At 68.9% G+C, this 18,718-nt stretch carries 17 protein-coding genes and 1 tRNA gene; 4 read left to right on the top strand and 14 right to left on the bottom strand.

Going from position 1 to position 18,718, the window contains the following annotated elements; translation table 11 throughout:
- Positions 1–64: 64 nt before the first annotated feature.
- Complete coding sequence (locus tag G6035_RS15025; protein ID WP_176617911.1) at positions 65–1,018, bottom strand: aldose 1-epimerase family protein; 954 nt, start codon at positions 1,016–1,018, stop codon at positions 65–67.
- Positions 1,019–1,177: 159 nt separating this feature from the next.
- Here G6035_RS15025 and G6035_RS15020 point away from each other — a divergent pair, with 159 nt between their 5' ends.
- From G6035_RS15020 to galK, 3 genes are read left to right on the top strand one after another with little or no spacing between them, the layout of a single operon-like run.
- Positions 1,178–2,005, top strand: a complete 828-nt coding sequence (locus G6035_RS15020; RefSeq protein ID WP_176617910.1) for a DeoR/GlpR family DNA-binding transcription regulator — start codon at positions 1,178–1,180, stop codon at positions 2,003–2,005.
- Complete coding sequence (gene galT / locus G6035_RS15015; protein ID WP_176617909.1) at positions 2,002–3,156, top strand: galactose-1-phosphate uridylyltransferase; 1,155 nt, start codon at positions 2,002–2,004, stop codon at positions 3,154–3,156. Before G6035_RS15020 ends, galT begins: the two co-directional genes overlap by 4 nt.
- The gene (gene galK / locus G6035_RS15010; RefSeq protein WP_176617908.1) at positions 3,153–4,370 is read left to right on the top strand and encodes a galactokinase; all 1,218 of its coding nucleotides are present in this window, start codon (positions 3,153–3,155) and stop codon (positions 4,368–4,370) included. Before galT ends, galK begins: the two co-directional genes overlap by 4 nt.
- 89 nt (positions 4,371–4,459) lie before the next feature.
- Here galK and G6035_RS15005 read toward each other — a convergent pair whose 3' ends face one another.
- From G6035_RS15005 to eno, 11 genes are all read right to left on the bottom strand, one after another.
- Positions 4,460–5,647 (bottom strand): TerC family protein, encoded by a 1,188-nt coding sequence (locus tag G6035_RS15005; protein ID WP_176617907.1) that lies wholly within the window; start codon positions 5,645–5,647, stop codon positions 4,460–4,462.
- A 107-nt stretch (positions 5,648–5,754) separates the two neighbouring features.
- Positions 5,755–6,600, bottom strand: coding sequence for a Bax inhibitor-1/YccA family protein (locus G6035_RS15000; protein WP_176617906.1), 846 nt, complete (start codon positions 6,598–6,600; stop codon positions 5,755–5,757).
- 201 nt (positions 6,601–6,801) lie between these two features.
- A tRNA-Leu gene (locus G6035_RS14995) sits at positions 6,802–6,877 on the bottom strand.
- Positions 6,878–6,943: 66 nt separating this feature from the next.
- Positions 6,944–7,444 carry a GNAT family N-acetyltransferase gene (locus G6035_RS14990; protein WP_176617905.1) on the bottom strand — a complete coding sequence of 167 codons (501 nt, stop codon included), beginning with the start codon at positions 7,442–7,444 and terminating at the stop codon, positions 6,944–6,946.
- 192 nt (positions 7,445–7,636) lie between these two features.
- Positions 7,637–9,112 (bottom strand): NAD(P)/FAD-dependent oxidoreductase, encoded by a 1,476-nt coding sequence (locus G6035_RS14985; protein WP_176617904.1) that lies wholly within the window; start codon positions 9,110–9,112, stop codon positions 7,637–7,639.
- 113 nt (positions 9,113–9,225) lie between these two features.
- Complete coding sequence (locus G6035_RS14980) at positions 9,226–9,738, bottom strand: hypothetical protein (RefSeq protein WP_176617903.1); 513 nt, start codon at positions 9,736–9,738, stop codon at positions 9,226–9,228.
- Positions 9,739–9,838: 100 nt separating this feature from the next.
- The gene (locus G6035_RS14975; protein WP_256128023.1) at positions 9,839–11,353 is read right to left on the bottom strand and encodes a S8 family serine peptidase; all 1,515 of its coding nucleotides are present in this window, start codon (positions 11,351–11,353) and stop codon (positions 9,839–9,841) included.
- A 32-nt stretch (positions 11,354–11,385) separates the two neighbouring features.
- Positions 11,386–12,360: a Ppx/GppA phosphatase family protein gene (locus G6035_RS14970; protein WP_176617902.1), complete on the bottom strand. Its 975-nt coding sequence runs from the start codon at positions 12,358–12,360 to the stop codon at positions 11,386–11,388.
- 48 nt (positions 12,361–12,408) lie between these two features.
- Complete coding sequence (locus G6035_RS14965; protein WP_256882832.1) at positions 12,409–13,020, bottom strand: DUF501 domain-containing protein; 612 nt, start codon at positions 13,018–13,020, stop codon at positions 12,409–12,411.
- A 171-nt stretch (positions 13,021–13,191) separates the two neighbouring features.
- A complete protein-coding gene (locus G6035_RS14960) occupies positions 13,192–13,950 on the bottom strand; it encodes a septum formation initiator family protein (protein WP_176617901.1) in 759 nt (252 codons plus the stop codon).
- 133 nt (positions 13,951–14,083) lie between these two features.
- On the bottom strand, positions 14,084–15,364 hold the full coding sequence (eno, locus tag G6035_RS14955; protein WP_176617900.1) for a phosphopyruvate hydratase: 1,281 nt from the start codon (positions 15,362–15,364) through the stop codon (positions 14,084–14,086).
- Positions 15,365–15,853: 489 nt separating this feature from the next.
- On the opposite strand from eno, the gene G6035_RS20410 reads away from it, so the two are divergent.
- Positions 15,854–16,768 (top strand): PadR family transcriptional regulator, encoded by a 915-nt coding sequence (locus G6035_RS20410; RefSeq protein ID WP_176617899.1) that lies wholly within the window; start codon positions 15,854–15,856, stop codon positions 16,766–16,768.
- 94 nt (positions 16,769–16,862) lie between these two features.
- Here the strand turns inward: G6035_RS20410 and G6035_RS14945 are convergent, their stop codons facing one another.
- Together G6035_RS14945 and G6035_RS14940 are read right to left on the bottom strand one after the other, a co-directional pair.
- Positions 16,863–17,567 (bottom strand): MazG nucleotide pyrophosphohydrolase domain-containing protein, encoded by a 705-nt coding sequence (locus G6035_RS14945; RefSeq protein WP_176617898.1) that lies wholly within the window; start codon positions 17,565–17,567, stop codon positions 16,863–16,865.
- Positions 17,554–18,708 (bottom strand): adenosine deaminase, encoded by a 1,155-nt coding sequence (locus tag G6035_RS14940; protein WP_176617897.1) that lies wholly within the window; start codon positions 18,706–18,708, stop codon positions 17,554–17,556. Before G6035_RS14940 ends, G6035_RS14945 begins: the two co-directional genes overlap by 14 nt.
- Between the last annotated feature and the right edge of the window lie 10 nt (positions 18,709–18,718).

Genomic DNA, 18,718 nt, shown 5'->3' with positions numbered 1-18,718 from the left:
AAAAATACGTAAAACGGCGTCCATTTCAGGGCCGGTGCCGCAGGGTCGTCGCCGCTTGGGCCGGCTACAGTTCCGCGTCGATTCCCCAACGCATGGTGAACGACTCCCCGGGCTCCAGCCACCTGAGCCCGTCCCCGGAGTTGAACGCGTTGGCCGGCCCCGTCATGGGTTCCATGGCCACGGCCAGCGGCCGCCCCGGGAAGTCGGGGGTGATGAAGACATGGACAAAGGCAACCGAGCGGTCGTGCCACAGGCTCACGCTGCGGCCGTCGGGGGCCTGCAGCGTGTGGCGGGTGCCGCCGTCGTCCGCCCCGGGCCCGCCAAGAGACGGCCCGCCAAGGGCCAGGCCGGTGAAGGCCGTGTCCATGACAACCTCCGGGAGCAGGCGGCCGCGCCTGAGGTCGTGGGCCGCGTCCACCGGCAGGGTCGCGGTGGGGATCATGCGGTCGTTGGCGGCGAGGTAGCTGGCGGCGTCGACGGTGATCCGCAGTTCCTCCGGCGCGGTGTCCCCCAGCCGGAAGTACGGGTGTGCGCCCAGGACGAAGGGGGCCCGCCGCGGGGAGTCGTTGGTGAGCGTCTGGTCCACGCGCAGGGCCCCGCCCGCCGTGAGTTCGTAGCGGACCCGGTGGCGGGCCAGGAACGGGTAGCCGTGCTGCGGATAGATGGCCGCCTCGAGCACCACGTGCTGCCCCGAGGACTCCAGGGCCGTGTAGCCGGTGTTGCGCAGCAGTCCGTGGATGGCGTTGTTGCGCGCGACCTCGGTGATGTCCAGCTGCTGGGCCTTGCCGTCCAGCTCCCACCGGCCGCCGTCCACGCGGTTGGCGAAGGGCGCCAGGGTGATGCCGGCGGCTCCCGGGGCGGTCTCGCTGCTGCCGTAGCCCTCCACCAGGGCCACGCCCCCGCGGTCGTAGTGGCGCAGGCCCGCGGCCAGCGAGGCCACGATGGCGGTGGCGCCGGCGCGCCGCAGGGTGAACTGGGGGCCGGACGCGGCAGGGACAACTGGTGTGGTGTCAGTCATGCACGCCACGTTACAGGCTCCGGCACCGGAAAATCGCTACATTTCCCAGCTGTCCCCCACAACCGATCATCGTTAATGTAAGATTTTGTTTGAAACTATTGTTTTTCGTTACCGTCGCCGCCGACGCCGGGAAAAGCCGCAACAGAACAGGGGTCCGCCATGCTGGCACCCGAACGCCAGGCCCGCATCCTGCGGGAGCTCCAGCTCCACGAGGCGGTGCGGGTGGCCGACGTCGCCGCTGCCCTCAAGGTCAGCGAAATGACCATCCGGCGCGACATCGAGATGCTGGACGCCAACGGTCTCGCCCGCAAGGTCCACGGCGGCGCCATGCGGCTGGCCCGGCTCAGCGCCCTGGAACCGGGCTTCCAGCTCAACGCCGACAAGGAGCTCGAGGCCAAGCTGGGCATTGCCGCCGAGGCCCTGAAACTGATCCGGCCGGGCATGACCCTGGCCCTGACCGGGGGCACCACCACCTACCAGCTGGCCGTCCACCTGTCCGCCGTCCTCGAGCAGTTCCAGGAACTGACGGTGGTCACCAATTCCCTCAAGGTGGCCGAGCTGCTCTACCAGCAGCAGGGCAGCTCCTCCTGCACGGTCATTGTCACCGGCGGGGAGCGCACGCCGTCGGAAGCCCTGGTGGGTCCCGTGGCCCGCCGGGCGCTGCAGAACCTGAACACCGACCTGTGCTTCATGGGCGTCCACGGCCTGGACGCCTGGCGCGGGCTGACCAGCCCCAACCTGCTGGAGGCCGAAACCAACGCCGCCTTCGTCGAATCCACCGGCCGGCTTGTGGTCCTGGCCGACAGCACCAAGTTCCACGTCCGCTCGCTCGCCGTGATTGCCCCGCTCTCCGCCGTGGACACCGTCATCACCGACGACCGCGCCAGCGCGGCCGTGCGCGAAGAGTTCGCCTCCCACGTCCCCACCTTTACCGTCTCCCCGGCCGGTGCCAAGTCCGCCACCAACCCCACCAGGATGTCCTCATGACGATTCCCACCAGCACGCGCCTGGCCGACGGCCGTGAACTGATCTACTTCGACGACGGCGCCACCGCCCGTCCCCACACGGCCGTGGACACCCGCCCCCTGGACCCCCGGAGCGGGGCCGACACCGGGGAGCTGCGCTTTGACGCCCTGACCGGCGACTGGGTGGCCGTGGCCGCCCACCGCCAGGGCCGCACCTACCTGCCGCCGGCCGACCAGTGCCCGCTGTGCCCCAGCACGGGTGCCAACCACTCGGAAATTCCGGACTCCACGTACGACGTCGCCGTGTTTGAAAACCGCTTCCCCTCCCTGGGGCCGGCGGTGGGGCCGGTGCCGGACAACCCCGCCTGGGGCACGCGCGGGCGGGCCTTTGGCCGCTGCGAGGTGGTGGCCTTCACGCCCGAGCACACCGGTTCCTTTGGCGCCCTGTCCCCCGAGCGGGCCCGGACGGTCATCGACGCGTGGGCGCACCGCACGGAGGCGCTCAGCGCGCTGCCGGGCATCAAGCAGGTGTTCCCCTTTGAAAACCGCGGCCAGGACATCGGCGTGACGCTGCACCACCCGCACGGGCAGATCTACGCCTACTCCTACGTCCCGCCCCGCAGCGCCGTCATGGCCGCCGCGGCCCTCGCCCATTTCCAGGCCCACGACGGGCGGGAGACCCTGCTGGGCGCCATCCTCGCCCGGGAGTCCGGGTCCGGCGATCGCATGGTGGCCCAGGGCGAACACTTCAGCGCCTACGTGCCCTTTGCCGCCCACATGCCGCTGGAGGTCCACCTCGCCCCGCACCGCCACGTGCCCGACTTCGCCGCGCTCAACGACGCCGAACGCGACGAACTGGCCGTCATGTACCTGGACATCCTGCGCCGCCTGGACAACCTCTACGACACCCCGACCCCCTACATCTCCGCATGGCACCAGGCCCCCCTGGATCCGCTGCTGCGCCCCGCCGGCCGTTTCCACCTGGAGCTGACCTCGCCGCGGCGCGCTGCGGACAAGCTGAAGTTCCTGGCCGGCTCCGAGGCCGCCATGGGTGCCTTCATCAATGACGTGACGCCCGAGCAGATCGCCGCCGTGCTCCGTGCGGCCTCACCGGCTTCCACGCCTGCGGCCGCCACGGCCACCGGACCCGAACAGAAAGCGGTGCTGTCATGACCGACTCCCCGATTTCCCCCGTCCCTGCCGTCCATGCCCCGGCCGCGGCCCAGGACCCGGATGTCCTGGGCCCGGCGGAGGTTGCCGCCCGGTTTGCCGAGGCCTTCGGGCAGGCGCCGGACGGCGTGTGGAGCGCCCCGGGACGGGTCAACCTCATTGGCGAGCACACCGACTACAACGAGGGCTTTGTGCTTCCGTTCGCCATTGACCGCTCCGCCGCCGTCGCGGTGCGGCTTCGCGACGATTCCACGGCCCGCCTGCTGTCCAGCTACGGCGGCCAGGCCGTGGCCACGGTGGACCTGGACGGGCTGTCGCATGATTCCATGGCCGGCTGGACGGCCTATCCGCTGGGCGTGGTGTGGGTGCTGCGCCAGATGGGCGTGGCGATCGGCGGCTTTGACCTGTTCCTGCATTCCACCGTGCCCACGGGTGCGGGCCTGTCCTCCTCGGCGGCCATCGAGTGTGCCGTGGCGTCGGCCTTCAACGACCTCTGCGATGCCGGCCTCGCCGCCAACGAGCTGGTCCTGGTGGGCCAGCGGGCAGAGAACGAGGTGGTCGGCGCGCCCACGGGCATCCTGGACCAGTCGGCGTCACTCCTGTCCACGGCCGGCCACGCCGTGTTCCTTGACTGCCGCACCCAGGAGTCACGGCTGGTGCCCCTGGACCTGGCCGCGGCGGGCCTGCTGGTGCTGGTGGTGGACACGAAGGTTTCCCACGCGCACGCCACGGGCGGCTATGCTGCCCGCCGCGCGTCGTGCGAGCTGGGGGCGGGGGTGCTCGGCGTGCGCGCGTTGCGCGACGTCGCGGCGGCGGACCTGGCCGAGGCGGCCGGGCTGCTGGATCCCGAGACGTTCCGGCGCGTGCGCCACATTGTCACCGAGGACCAGCGCGTGCTGGACACCGTGGCTGCCCTGGCCGGTGCCGGCCCCGCCGCCATTGGCGCGCTCCTCACCGCCAGCCATGCCTCCATGCGCGACGACTTTGAAATTTCCTGCCCCGAACTGGACCTGGCCGTCGATACGGCACTGGCCAACGGCGCCCTGGGCGCCCGGATGACCGGCGGCGGCTTCGGCGGCTCGGCCATCGCGCTCATCCCGGCGGCCGGCGAGGCCGTGGTGCGCAACGCCGTCGTCCAGGCCTTTGCGGCGGCGGGGTTCACGGCCCCGGACATTTTCGCAGTCTCCCCCGCGCAGGGCGCCCGCCGCGTCCTTTAACCCATCTAGGTCGCAGTTATTACCGTTTTCGCCCGGTTTTTCGGTGTTTTTCGGTAACAACTGCGACCTAGTTGGACTGGGTGGGGAGGTTAGCGGTTGAGGTGCTCCTGGTGCCGCTCGTGGGCCTGCGCCACCTGCCCGCGGATTTCCGCAACGTCCTTGTGCTTGTTGCGGTGCTTTTCCGCCATGGCCTGGATCTGCCGTTCCTCGTCCATGAGCTGTCCGTAGATCCGCTCACGTTCGGCAGGATCCGCCGTGTACTCCAGGTCCAGGTAGTTCTCGGCGTGGCGGCGGGCGTTGTTGAGCGCCGTCTGGGCCTTGCCGGACTTGCTTACCAGCGAGGCAACCACCGTGACGATGAGGACGCCGATGATCACCGTCAGTGACAGGCCCGTGGAGATCTCAAAGACGGGGACATGCCCGCCGCCGTTGATGAACGGCAGGTTGTTCTCATGCAGGGCGTGCAGGACCAGCTTGACGCCGATGAACGCCAGGATGGCAGCCAGGCCGTAGGAGAGGTAGATCAGCCTGTCCAGCAGCCCGTCCAGCAGGAAGTACAGCTGGCGCAGGCCCATCAGGGAGAAGGCGGTGGCGGTAAAGACGATGTAGACGTTCTGGGTGAGCCCGAAGATGGCCGGGATCGAGTCCAGCGCGAACAGCAGGTCGGTGCCCCCGATGGCCACCATGACCAGGAGCATCGGCGTCAGCAGCCGCTTGCCGTTGACCACGGTGAACAGCTTGTCGCCATCGTAGTGCTCGGAGGTGTGCAGGAAGCGCTTGGCCAGCTTGATGATGAAGTTGTCTGCGTCGTCGCCCTCGCTGTCCTCCTCCTTGAGCAGGTTGCCCGCAGTGACCAGCAGGATGATGCCGAAGATGTAGAACATCCACGACCAGGTGTTGATGAGTGCCGCGCCGGCAAAGATGAAGGCGGTGCGGGCAATCAGGGCAAAGACGATGCCGAAGAGCAGCACTTTTTGCTGGTCCTCGCGGGGAACCCGGAAGCTGGCCATGATGACGAGGAAGACAAAGAGGTTGTCTACGCTCAGGGCCTTTTCCGTGATGTAGCCGGCGAAGTATTCCCCGCCCATGGTGGCCCCGCCAAAGGCGAAGACCACAATGCCGAACACGATGGCGAGCCCCACGTAAATGGAGGACCAGACGGCGGCCTCGCGCAGGGACGGGACGTGGGCCTTGCGGATGTGGAAGAAGTAGTCAAAGGCCAGCAGGCCCAAAATGACAACTATGGTAATGCCCCAAACCAGCGGGGAGACGTTCATGACTTACTTTCTGTCGTGGATGGCGGCAGAATCCTCCGGCTTTCCAACCGGAGTTCCGTCCGTGGTGCAATAAGCAGAATGGGCGGGAAGAGGGTCTGTGTCCGGGGCTAGTCGTTGCCCCGGAGAATGGCGAGCAGGCGCAGGATCTCCACGTACAGCCACACGAGCGAGACCGTCAGGCCAAATGCGGCCGTCCAGGAGTACCTGGCGGGCAGCCCGTTCTGGACGCCGCGCTCGATGGAGGTGAAGTCCACGATCAGTGAGAACGCGGCCAGGCCGACGGCGAGCAGGCCCAGGGCAAAGCCGAACGGGATGCTGGTGCCGGGGATGTCCATGCCGCGCAGGCCCCACGGGTTGCTGGTGGCGCCGAACATCATCAACCCGAGGTTGATGAGCGAGAAGAGCGCGTAGCCGCCCAGTGCGATCATGAAGAAGCGGGTCATCTTCGGGGTGGCGCGCACCTTGGCATTGCGGAAGAGCAGCAGCGTCACGGCAAACACGCTCAGCGTGCCGATGACGGCCTGGACCACGATGCCGGGGTACATTCCTTCAAGGAATCCGGAGAGTCCGCCGAGGAACATGCCCTCAAAGGCGGCGTAGCACAGGATCAGGGCCGGGGAGGGCTGCTTCTTGAAGGAGTTGACCAGGCCCAGGACCAGTCCAACGATCATGCCCGGCAGCATGAGGACGGGAACGATCCAGCCCAAGGCGGCGCCTGCCAGGACCAGGGCGAGCGTGCCCACGGTCTTCATGATGACGTCGTCGTACGTCATGCGTCCGGTCTGCTGCGCATTCGCGGACGGCTTGCGGTAAAGGTCCTCGAGCTGCTGGGCCGAAAGCGTCCCCTGCGCGCCCATGGTGTCCGTGCTTCCGCTGAGGAAGCCGCGCCGCACGGCCGGGCTGTCCTTGAAATTCTTGTTGTTGGCAAAGACCGGGTTTCCACCAAGCGCCATGGTGCTGATTCCTCCAAAATAGGGGGTGGGTAATCCTCCAAGTCTACCAAGGCGCGGGCCGCCGAAAGTCCGCACCGCCTCCCCCAGGCACTCTTGGCACCAGGTGTACAGCAGAAGTTCACCAGCTGTTTACCCAAAGGTGCGCCGCATCACCGCCGACGCCGGATCCCGCCACGGTCGCAGTCCGTGCGGCCGGCTTGTTGGTACCCCAGGTCGGACTCGAACCGACACTTTGCAGATTTTAAGTCTGTTGCCTCTGCCATTGGGCTACTGGGGCGTGACCGCGGCTCAATGCCGCCTTCGGCTCCAACTTTACTGGATGAGGTCGCACGGAACCCAACCGTCACAGCTTGCTGAACGGCTCCGCGTAGCGAAAGTGGCCCCGGATCCCGGCATGGAAGCCCGGCAGCGGCAGTGCCATGAAGTGCGATCCCCACGACGGGTCCGGCGAGGCAATCCCGACGGAATCGGCGGGCACAAAACCAAAGCGCGGGTAAAAATCGGTGCTGCCCAGCAGGACTATGGCCGGTTCGCCTTGTTCCCTCGCGGCATCGATGGAGGCATGCATGAGCGCTGCGCCAATGCCCTGGCGGCGCCACTGCGGCAATACGCCAATCGGTCCCAGCCCCACCGCAGGGGTGTCGCCAATCCAGGCGCGGGTGCTGATGACATAGCCCAGGATCTCCGCGTCGGCCGACTCCGCGACGAGGGACAGCTCAGGCAGGTATTCGCGCGAGGCAAACAGCTCGCGCAACAGCCTGGCCTCGACCGGTTCCGGGAAGGCCGCTTCGATCAATGCAAGAATTTCCGGCCGGTCCGGCGCCTGCTCACGTCGAAGGATCATCGCCCCAGTCTATTCCGACAGGTCCGCAGCGGAAACCGTTGGGGTTGGCCGGATGGGCCGCCGTTGCCTGCTTTTGACGGCCAGCGGCAGGACGGGCCCCGCCGGCGGGGTCTCGACCAGCGGGGCCGGAACGGACGACGGCGGCCCTCCCGCGAGTGGGAAGGGCCGCCGTCGGGCCGGGAAAGGCGAGGGCTACTTGCCCGCGGTGGCTTCTTCCCGGACCTCAGCCTTGGGGGCCTCGACCGGGGCTTCAGCCTTCGGGGCCTCAGCCTTCGGGGCCTCGACAGGTGCCGCAGCGGCAGGCTTCGGCTTCGGAGTCGCCGCAGTAACGAACGTCACGCGCGGGTTGGCCAGGTTTTCCAGCTGGGTGAGGTCGCGGCCGGTGAACATGGCAATGAACCAGTCCATCAGCACGCGGAACTTGCGCTCCACGGTGGGCATGGCCAGGCCGTGGTAGCCACGGTGTGCCAGCCAGGCCGGGGCGCCCTTGAGCTGGATGCCCATGATCTTGGCAACGCCCTTCCACTCGCCGAAGCCGGCAACGGCCCCAAGGTTCTTGTGCTTGTAGCCCTTGAGCGGCTTGTTGAAGCGGCTGGCCCACAGGTTCTTCGCGAGTCGCTTGGACTGGCGCAGGGCGTGCTGGGCATTGGGGACGCAGGTGCCGTCCGGCAGGCCGCCGGTGACATCCGGAACAGCCGCAACGTCGCCGGCAGCCCAGGCGTTTTCAACGACGCCGAACTCGCCGGAAACCTGCAGGTTCACGTTCACCGACACTCGGCCGCGCGGTTCGATCGGGAAGTCGGTGGAGCGGACCATCGGGTTGGCCATGACACCGGCCGTCCAGATGAGGGTCTCGGCATCGAATTCCTGGGCGGGGGTCTTGTCCGGCAGGTTGATGAGCTTGATGTTCTTGTTCTCGGCGTTGTCCAGCGAGGTGTTCAGCAGGACCTCGACGCCGCGGCTGCGCAGGTGCTCCACGACCCAAAGGGCCTGGGCTGCGGTGACCTCGGGCATGATGCGCCCCATGGCCTCGACGAGCACGAAGCGCAGTTCGGACTGGTCCACGCGGCCGTTCAGCTTGACGGCGGCGCGGGCCATGTCCTCAAGCTCGGCGATGGTCTCGATGCCGGCGAAGCCGCCGCCCACCACGACGAAGGTCAGGGCCTTCTTGCGCTTGGCGGGGTCGGTCTCCGTGGAGGCCTGCTCGATGAGCGAGAGCACCTGGTTGCGCAGGGCAACGGCTTCCTCGATCGACTTCAGGCCGATGCCGGATTCGGCCAGGCCCTTGATGGGGAAGGTGCGCGTGATGGCACCGGCCGCCACGACGACGTCGTGGTAGGGCAGCTCAATGTTGGCGCCGCCGTCCGCGGGGGCGATGACAGCCGTGCGGTTCTCGTGGTCAATGCTGGTGACGGAGCCCTGGATCAGCTCGGTCTCCTTGAGGTGCTTGCGGTGGGAGACCACTGCGTGGCGTGCCTCGATGTTGCCGCCGGCCACCTCGGGCAGGAACGGCTGGTACGTCATGTAGGGCAGGGGATCGACCAGGGTGACGATGCCACCGGACTTTGCGATCTTCTTTTGCAGCTTGAACGCCGTGTAGAGGCCAACGTAACCGCCGCCAACCACCAGGACGCGTGGACGGTCTGAGTATGTGGGAGTGAGTGCCATGTTTTAAGTGTACAACTCTTTGTGAAAACATTCACTAATACGCAGTGGCTGAATATTCACACTTCCGTTCGGGCCTCCCGCGGGGGCTCGACACGCCCTCCCCCAGGCCCGTTTCAGCCCACGATCGTAGCGCCGCAGGCCCGCATGGCCTGGATGAACTCGCCGGACGTCCGGCGTTCCCGCAGGGTCTTGAAGTTGTTGCGCGAGATCCGGTTGATGCCTTCGTGGCTCACGGTCAGCAACAACCTGCCGGTGGCTTGGGAGTCCACGGTCAGGTCGCTGTTGGCCAGGACGGAATTCGACCACACGCCGAATGCGGCAGACGGCAGGGACCAGGAAGCCGAGGTGCCGTCGTCAGGAACGAACGTCAGCATCCCGCCGGCCAGCGTCAGCGTGCCAAACCCGGAAAAAGGGTCCAGGTGTCCGTCGCGCCGGACGTGTGCGTTCCATTGTCCGGCCGGCCCACCCTGCCCGGCCGGGAACGCGACAGGGCGCGGTGGGCGGGAAGGGGTGCCGGCAGGGTTGCGCGACAGCCTCACCACCACCCACACGACCACCGCGACGACGGCGGCCATCACGAGGATGATCGGGAGCGAGTAAACCAGGGTGGGCAACGTCAGCGACATAAGGGCAGTTTCGCGCGCTTGGGCAAACGGCCGCAATGGGGAATGGTGCCCATCGCCCCTCACGACGGCCGCACCCCGGCAGGCAGGGCACGGGCCTTCCCTAGGACTTGCCGCCCCCGGGCCCGACGGCGGAGTCCCGGCCCGCCCCGGTGCCGGAGTCCCGGCCCGCCCCGGTGCCGGAGTCCCGTCCGGCACCGGTGCCGGACGCTGTTCCGGAGGTGCCGGACGCTGTACCGGGGCTGCCGGCAGCCGGTCCTGCGGTGGCGCGGCCGGCCTCTTCGGCCAGCAGCCGGCGCCGGACCAGCAGCACATGGGTGCCGCCCGCGGCGAGCACCACCACCAGCAGCGCCAGGAAGCCGAGCACGATCGCCGCCGGGGCCATGCTGCTCAGCTGGGCGGGCGGCAGCGGCGCGGGCACGGCATGGTCGCTGAAGGTGGCCGCGGGCAGGGGCGAGGTGGTGACGGTGGAACCGCCGGTGGGCGGGGCGGCCTCGCCGCGGCGGTGGACGTGGATCCATTCCTTGATGCTGCCCAGGGGATTCGCCTGCACCACGGGAACGTCGGCGGTCAGGGCCGCGTAGGCGTCAAGGACGCCGTAGCCGTAGAAGGCGTTCGGGATGCCGTTGCCCTTCGGCTTGGCGGTGGTGATGATCCGGTTGATCACTTGCGCGGCAGACATCTTTGGATACTTGGCCCGGATCAGGGCCGCAACGCCGGAAACGATTGGGGCTGCCCCGCTGGTGCCGCTCCACCGGGCATAGCCGCCTCCGGGCAGCCCGCCGGCCAGGTCCTCCGCCGGGGCGGCCACGCCAATGCTGATGCCCTGCGAGGACGAGTCCACGCTGGCCACCCCGTCCTTGTCCAGGCCGCCCACGGCCAGCACGCCGGGAATGGTGGCGGGGGCACCGACCTGTTCGCTGCCTGACTTGCGGTTGCCGGCCGCGGCGACGATGACGACGTCCTTGGCTTCGGCGTAGGCGAAGGCGCTGTCCCAACTTTGCGGCCAGGCGGTGGAGGTGCTCCCCAGGGACATGTTGATGACCCTGGCGCCGTGGTCCACGGCCCACCGCACGGCTGCGGGGATTTGGGCATCGATGGTCTTGCCGGAGGGGTTGTCGCTGCCGAGCCAGACGGACACGCTGAGGAGTTCCGCCTTGGGGGCGACGCCGATGACGCCGTCGGGGCCGGCACCTGCCATGGGGGCCGCCGTCGCACTTTTGGTGGCGGTTGCGCCGGCAGAGGCGCTGGCGTGGCCGCGCCCGGCCAGCATGGTGGCCACGAGGGTGCCATGCTCGGGTTCGGCGCCGACACCCTTGGTGCCCTTGGCATTTCCGGAGCCGGACATGTCCGCACCGCCGACGACGGCACCCTTGAGGTCTATGTGGGCGGCGTCGATGCCGCTGTCAATGACGGCGACCTTCACGCCCTGGCCCTGCGAGATGGTCCAGGCCTTGGTGATGCCGGAGGAGCCGAGCCAGTACTCGCGGTTGCGGATGTCGTCCGCGGATGCCGCCCCCGCGCCGGCCAGGGCCAGCGGCACGGCCATGCCAAGCGCGAGCAGTGCAGCGCAGAGGCCGCGCAGCCGTCGCTTGGGCGGCTGTGTCACTTGCGGCATTCAGGCTCGTTTCCGTCGAGGTGCGCGCCGCTTCAGTGGAGTCCTCCGGCGGCGCCCAGGGCGATTCCGTCCAGAATATCGTGTTCACTGGTCGTTGCCGATTCGAGCCGCCCGTGTGTCAGCTCGGCAAGGCGGCGCAGCACGGTCGCCCAGATCAGCGAGCCGGCGCCGATCACGTCCACCCGCCCGGGGTGCATGAAGCCCAGTGCGGCCCGCTCCGCCCGCGTCATGGCGAGCAGTTCGGTGGCCGCCTGGGCAATCTTTCCCAGGGGCACGACGGCGGCATGGATCACCTCCGGCTCGTACTCCGCCAGCCCGAGGGCCTGGGCCGTAACAGTCGTAATGGTGCCCGCCACGCCCACCACCTTGGTGACGTCGCCCAGCGGCACCTGCGCCATGACGTCGTCGAGCTTGGCCTCGACGGCGGCCTCGGCAGCGGCGATTTCCGCGGCCGTGGGAGGGTCCGAGCGCAGGTAGCGTTCAGTGAAGCGCACGCAGCCCATGTCAGTGCTCAGGGCGGCCTGCACGCCCGCGCCGCTGCCGGCCACAAACTCGGTGCTGCCGCCGCCCAGGTCCACCACCAGGACCAGTTCGCCGGCCAGGGCCGGGAGCGCGCTGGCGGCGCCGGCGAAGGACAGGGCGGCCTCCTCGGCGCCGGAGACGACCTCCGGTGCCACCCCCAGGCGGGCCGTGATGCCGTCGGTGAACTCGGCCCGGTTGCCGGCGTCGCGCGTGGCGCTCGTGGCGACAAAGCGGATGCGCTCCACGGCAGTGCCGTCCGCGGCGCAGTTGCGGATCAGCTCCGCGTAGTCCTCGGCCGCGGCGAAGGTCCGGGCCAGGGCCTCGGGTGCCAGCAGGCCCGTGGCGTCAACACCCTGGCCCAGGCGGACCACGCGCATTTCACGGTGGACGTCGGCCAGGGTGGTGGTGCCGTCGGCGTGCGCCGTGACGTCGGCGATGAGCAGGCGGATGGAGTTGGTTCCGCAGTCAATGGCAGCTACGCGCATGGGGTGGGCAGGTCCTTGTCTTGGGCTGGAGGGGCTGGCGGCGTGCGGTCAGTCCTGGCTGAGGTGCCTGACGTGGCGGCTGAGGTCCTTGCTGGGCACGGGCGCCTGATCGTCCCAGGCACCGGCGCAGTAACATTTGTCCGCCGTCCACCATTCGGCCAGCGCGGCCAGTGCCTCGTCGCCCAAGGGGTTGACGCCGGGGCCGGCGGCCAGGGCGTGGCCCACCAGGACGTGCAGGCATTTGACACGGGTGGGCATGCCGCCGGCGGAGATGCCGTCGATCTCGGGGACCGGCCCCGTGCCGGCCCGCCCGCCGATGGCCGCACGGGCGGCGAGGTAGTGCTCGTGGGCCCGCTGGTAGGCGGCGGCCAGCCCGGCATCCGCGGCGAGGCGGTCCGTCATCTCCGCCATCATGCCGGCCGCTTCCAGCCGCGACGCCGCGGCCGTCAGCACCGGATGGGTCAGGTAGAACGTGGTGGGAAACGGGATGCCGTTGCCCAGCCGTGGCGCGGTGGCGGCCACCAGCGGGTTGCCGCACACGCAGCGGGCGGGAATTTCCACGACGTCGCGGACGGGCCGGTTCAGCTGACGGCTGAGCGTGTCCAGGTCGTGCTGGGTGGGCACTCGGGGGTCTTCGGCAGTGGTGTCAGGTGCGGGCACCGGCGTCCTTCCTTGCAGGCATTCGTTCCGGGGCACCGGGTGGGTCCGCGGTGCAGCGGCGGTGGCGGGGGTCCGATCAGGCACCCTGTCCAACAGGCCATTTTACAGCCCGGGCGCTCCCCCGCTTTCCGGTCCTGCCGACGGGCCGCGAGAAACTGCCGTCGGGCAGCTCTATTTCGCCGCAGGCTTTGGCGGGGCCTTGGCTGCCGGGGCTGCGGGCTTGACCGCGGCCGACTTCTCCACGGCCTGCCACAGGCTGTCCACCCACGGTTCGGTGGTGACGGTGGTGGCCTTGATTGCCGATTGCCCAGCCGCGGCCGGGGCTGCCGCCGGCGTGCCGTCCGGCTGCGATGCCGCGGCTTCACCATAGACCCAGTAGCCGGTCTCCCCCGGCATCAGCATGCTCACCCGGTCGCGGGCCTGTTGCTTGACGTAGGCGGGGTCGTCCCAGCGGGCCAGTTCAGACTTCGCCACGCCCTGCTGTGCCGTCTGTGCCACGATGTCCTGCTTCAGCGCGGAAATCTCTGCGCGCTGGTCCATGTAGGTGTGGATGTTGGGGGCCAGCGCCACCGTGACGGCAGCCATGGCCAGGCCCAGCACCAGCAGCCGGCCGTTGAACGACCGGGCGGGCACCGGCGTGTTGGCCGGATCATGGTGCTGGGAGGCATGGCCGGCGGCATGGTTGGCTGCGTGGCTGCCGGTGGTGCGGGCCGGGCCGGCGGCAGCGGGGCTCCGCCCGTTGCCGGGGTTGGTGACGGCCTGGCGGGAAGGCCGTGGCGAGCCGGTCCGGCCCGTTGCCGGCTGGTGTGCCCCATGGGAGGTGCCGTGGTCGCCATGGGCGGGGTCCGGCGTCGTACCCGGCTCGGCCGCTGCTTTCTTCGCCCCGGCACTAAATTGTGCGCTGGGCACCTTGGGACGACGTGTAGCCATGGTTCTCCTGGTACTTCCCCGGCGCGCCTCGGGCTTTAACGCCGAGGGGCCGGTGGCTGGCTGGGTGTGTATCCACCTTAGCCAACCACCGGCCCAACTCGCGTTATTGACGCGTTTTCCGGCGTCGGGCGAGTTACGCCTTGAAGCGCGGGAAGGCGCTGCGTCCGGCGTAGCGTGCGGCGTCCTCGAGGTCCTCCTCGATGCGCAGCAGCTGGTTGTACTTGGCCACGCGCTCGGAGCGGGCCGGGGCACCGGTCTTGATCTGGCCGGCGTTGGTGGCCACGGCGATGTCCGCGATGGTGGTGTCCTCGGTTTCACCGGAACGGTGCGAGGTGATGGTGGTGTAGCCGGCGCGCTGGGCCATGGACACGGCGTCCAGGGTTTCGGTGAGCGAACCGATCTGGTTCACCTTCACCAGCAGCGAGTTGGCGGTCTTGTTCTCGATGCCGCGGGCCAGGCGCTCCGGGTTGGTGACGAAGAGGTCATCGCCCACGATCTGGACCTTGTCGCCGATGGCGTCGGTCAGGGTCTTCCAGCCCTCCCAGTCGTCTTCATCGAGGGGATCCTCGATGGAGACCAGCGGGTAGTCGCGGACCAGCTCTTCGTAGTACGCGCTCATCTCGGCAGCGGTGAGGGACTTGCCTTCGAACTGGTAGGTGCCATCCTTGAAGAACTCGGAGGAGGCAACGTCCAGGGCCAGGGCAACGTCCTTGCCCGGTTCGTAGCCGGCGCGCTTGATGGCCTCCAGGATCAGGTCCAGGGCGGCACGGTTGGACGGCAGGTTCGGCGCGAAGCCGCCCTCGTCGCCCAGGCCCGTGGAGAGGCCCTTTTCCTGCAGCACGGACTTGAGGTTGTGGTAGACCTCCACGCCCCAGCGCAGGCCCTCGGAGAAGGTGGAGGCACCGAGCGGGACAACCATGAATTCCTGGATGTCGACGTCGGAATCGGCGTGGGAGCCGCCGTTGAGGATGTTCATCAGCGGCACGGGCAGCACGTGGGCGTTGGGGCCGCCCAGGTAGCGGTACAGCGGCAGGTCCGCGGAGACGGCGGCGGCGCTGGCCACGGCCAGGGAGACGCCGAGGATGGCGTTGGCGCCAAGCTTGGACTTGTTGGGGGTGCCGTCCAGTTCCAGCATCATGGAGTCGATGAGGCGCTGCTCCGTGGCGTCGATGCCCTCCAGCTCGGGGGCGATGGCCTCGCGCACAGCCTCGACGGCCTGCAGCACGCCCTTGCCCTGGTAGCGGGCCTTGTCGCCGTCGCGGCGCTCAACGGCTTCAAAGGCGCCGGTCGATGCGCCGGAGGGAACGCCTGCCCGGCCCACGGAGCCGTCCGCAAGAAGAACCTCGACCTCAACGGTCGGGTTTCCCCGGGAATCCAAAATTTCGCGTGCGTGAATGGCTTCAATAAGTGCCACGTATTGCTCCTCTTTTTTGAGCTTCGAGCGGATATAGGTCGACCTCGCTGTCGGCACAATCCTAGCCGGTTGCCGTGACCGGGCACTCTTTACTACGCCGCCTGCACGGCGGGTGACCCGACTTGCGGCCAAGTTGCACCAATGCCGCACGTTAGGGGCCCCTTTCGGGCCGCTTTCGGGCCGCTTTCGGGCCGGAGCGGGGCGTGCCGGGGCTCGAAGTGGGGGCCGTGCCGGCAGTGTTCCTGACAGTTGACCGGGAATGACGCCAGGACCCCTTGACAACGAAATATAGCGATATATCGTTAACTATCGCTAGAAATTGCCAGCGAGAGGAAGCCATCCCCAGCGTGAAGTTCCACGGGCCGCCCACAGCCCGCCGCTTCACATCCAGGCCGGCCCCCACCCGGGAAATCCACGTTCGGATCCTCCCGGGGCAGCCCGGCACCGGCCCTCCACGGACACACCACTTTCACAGAACAGGTTTTCACCATGAACGGCATCAACGACCCGGAAAACAACATCCCAGGGGGCCCCGGACCCCAGGACTTTGGCACCAGGGGCCCCGGCCCCGGAGACACCGGGCCCACGGACCACGACGGCGGGGAATTCGACGGCGACGAGCACGGCGGTTTTCCCGGCGGCCATGGCCACCATGGACACCACCACGGCAAGCGCCGCGGCGGATTTGTCCCGGGCTTCGGACCCGGATTCGGCCGGGACTTCGGCCGGGACGCCGGCTGTGAACCGGGGTTCGGCCCCGGCTTCGGACCCCGCGGGGGCGGGCGCGGCACCCCCTCGGACGACGACGAGGAATTCGGCGGCCGCCCCGGGTTCGGCCCAGGTAGGGGCCCCGGCTTCGGCCCGGGGCCGGGCAGGGGTTTCGGACCGGGCTTCGGCCCCGGCTTTGGCCCGGGCTTCGGTGGCGGCTTCGGCCCCGGCTTCCGGGGCGGATTTGGCCGGGGCGGGCGGGTCCGCAAGGGCAACGTCCGCAGCGCCATCCTGTCCCTGCTCAGCCAGCACAGCTACAACGGCTACGGCATGATCGGCGCCATCGCCACCCACACCGACGGCGCGTGGCGCCCCAGCCCCGGCTCGATCTACCCGGCGCTGGCCGCCCTGCAGGCCGAGGGGCTGATCGAGTCGACGGGCAAGGGCAAGCGGACCGAATTTGAATTGACCGGGGCGGGCCGCAGCTACGTGGCCGAGCACCCGGAGGAGATGGCCGCCGTCTGGGCCGACGTCAGCGAGGAGGCCGGGGCCGGCAGCGAGCTGCGCCAAAGCATCGGCAAGCTGATGGGGGCGGTCCACCAGGTTGGCCACAGCGGCACGGAGGAACAATTGCGGGCCGCCACGGAGGCCCTCGACGCCGCCCGCCGCACCATCTACAAGCTGCTGGCCGAATAACCGCAGGCTCCCCGCGGCGCAAACCGGATGCCGGCGTGGGCCTTTGATCCCGCAAATCCAGCATCAAAGGCCCGTACCGGCATCCTGCGTGCTTTCACTCCCCCGGGGTGTGCTGTTCCTGGAAGCGGCGGACCGCCGTCCGCAGCGCGCGTTCGGCGTCCAGGCCCTGCGCCCGGGCGGCCCGGACGACGTCGAACAGCGCCTCGCCGAGCTCTTCTTCCGTTCGGGGCGTGGCTGGTTGGGCGGAGGGGCCGGCCGTGGCCGGGCCGGCACCGGCGCGTTCCAGGGTTTTTGCGGCGAGCGCCAGGGCGGGCATGGCGGCCGGCAATGAATCAAACACCGACGACGGACCGGTGCGTTCCCGGGCCTTCTCGGCGGTGTAGTTCCGTTCAATGGCCGCAATCGAGTCCGGAAAGGAGGGCTGGAGCGTGCCGTCGGGGCGGAACACGTGGCTGTTGCGCCGGATGAGTTTTTCGGCCAGCTGGTCCGCCACGTCCGCCAGCGTGAAGCCGCCGGCCTCGGACTGCAGCAGGGCGTGCAGCACCACCTGGTAGAGGATGTCCCCGAGTTCGCCCCTGAGCGCCCCAACATCCAGCTCGCCGGGCGCCTCCACAACGTCGGCCAGCTCGTAGGACTCCTCCACCAGGTAGGCGATGAGCGAACGGTGGGTCAGCGCCGCCGTCCACAGGCAGTGCTCCCGCAGGTCGGCCACCACCGAGGCGAGCCGGTCCAGCGCGGCACCGGCACCGCCTGCCACGCCCGCACCCGCCGGGCGGGACTGCGGGTCAGTCCTCGTCATCACCGTCCAGGACGTCGTCGTAGCACTCGATGATGTAGTCGGCCAGCTGTTCGCGTGCCTCGATCGGCAGGAACGCGGCGTGGACGGCGTTGAGGGTCAGCTCCAGGATAGTCTCCAGGTCGTAGCCGAAGGTTTCGGCCAGCAGCTCGAACTCCCCGGTCAGGGTCACCCCGCTCATGAGCCGGTTGTCGGTGTTGACCGTGACGTTGAAGCCGAGCTGGTGGAGCAGGTCGATGGGGTGCTCGGAGATCGTGGTGCCGAAGGCGGCCACGGCGCCGGTCTGCAGGTTCGAGGACGGGCACAGCTCCAGCGGGATCTGGCGGTCGCGCACCCACTGGGCCAGGTCGCCCAGGGTGACGGTGCCGACGTCGTGCCCGTCCTCCTCCTGGACGTCCAGGTGGATGTCCTCGGCGATGCGCACGCCGTGGCCCAGGCGCAGGGCGCGGCCGTGGACCAGCGCGTCCTGGATGCTGTCCAGCCCGGCGGCCTCGCCGGCGTGGACGGTGGCCGGGAAGTTGTTTTCGGCCAGGTAGGTGAAGGCCTCGGTGAAGCGGGAGGGCAGGAAGCCGTCCTCGGCGCCGGCAATGTCGAAGCCCACCACGCCGTTGTCGCGGTGGCGCACGGCCAGCTGTGCGATCTCGGAGCCGCGGTCGGCATGGCGCATGGCGGTGACGAGCTGGCCCACCTCGATGTAGCCGCCGGCCTCGTCCACGGCGTCCATGCCTTCCTCCAGGCCTTCCTGCACGGCCTCGACCGCCTCGTCGAGCGACAGCCCCTTGGTGAGGTGCTGCTCGGGTGCCCAGCGCACCTCGCCGTACACCACGCCGTCGTCCGCCAGGTCCTCGACGAACTCGCGGGCCACGCGCACCAGGGCGTCATGGGTCTGCATCACGGCAATCGTGTGGTCAAAGGTCTCCAGGTAGCGCACCAGGGAGCCGGAATCGGCCGAATCCAGGAACCACTGGCGCAGCCCCTCCGGGTCGGTGGCTGGCAGCTCGTGGCCCACTTCGGCCGCCAGCTCGATGATCGTGGCCGGGCGCAGGCCGCCGTCGAGGTGGTCGTGCAGGGAGACCTTGGGCAGGGTCTTGATGCCCACTGCGGGCTGGGATTCGGGGTGCTGGTGCTCTGTTGGATTAGTCACAAGCCCTACT

The organism is Arthrobacter sp. SDTb3-6 (genome assembly GCF_013376095.1).
Taxonomy (GTDB): domain Bacteria; phylum Actinomycetota; class Actinomycetes; order Actinomycetales; family Micrococcaceae; genus Specibacter.
Note: the sequence above shows the minus strand (reverse complement) of the source record. Positions and strands in the feature narration are given on the sequence as shown.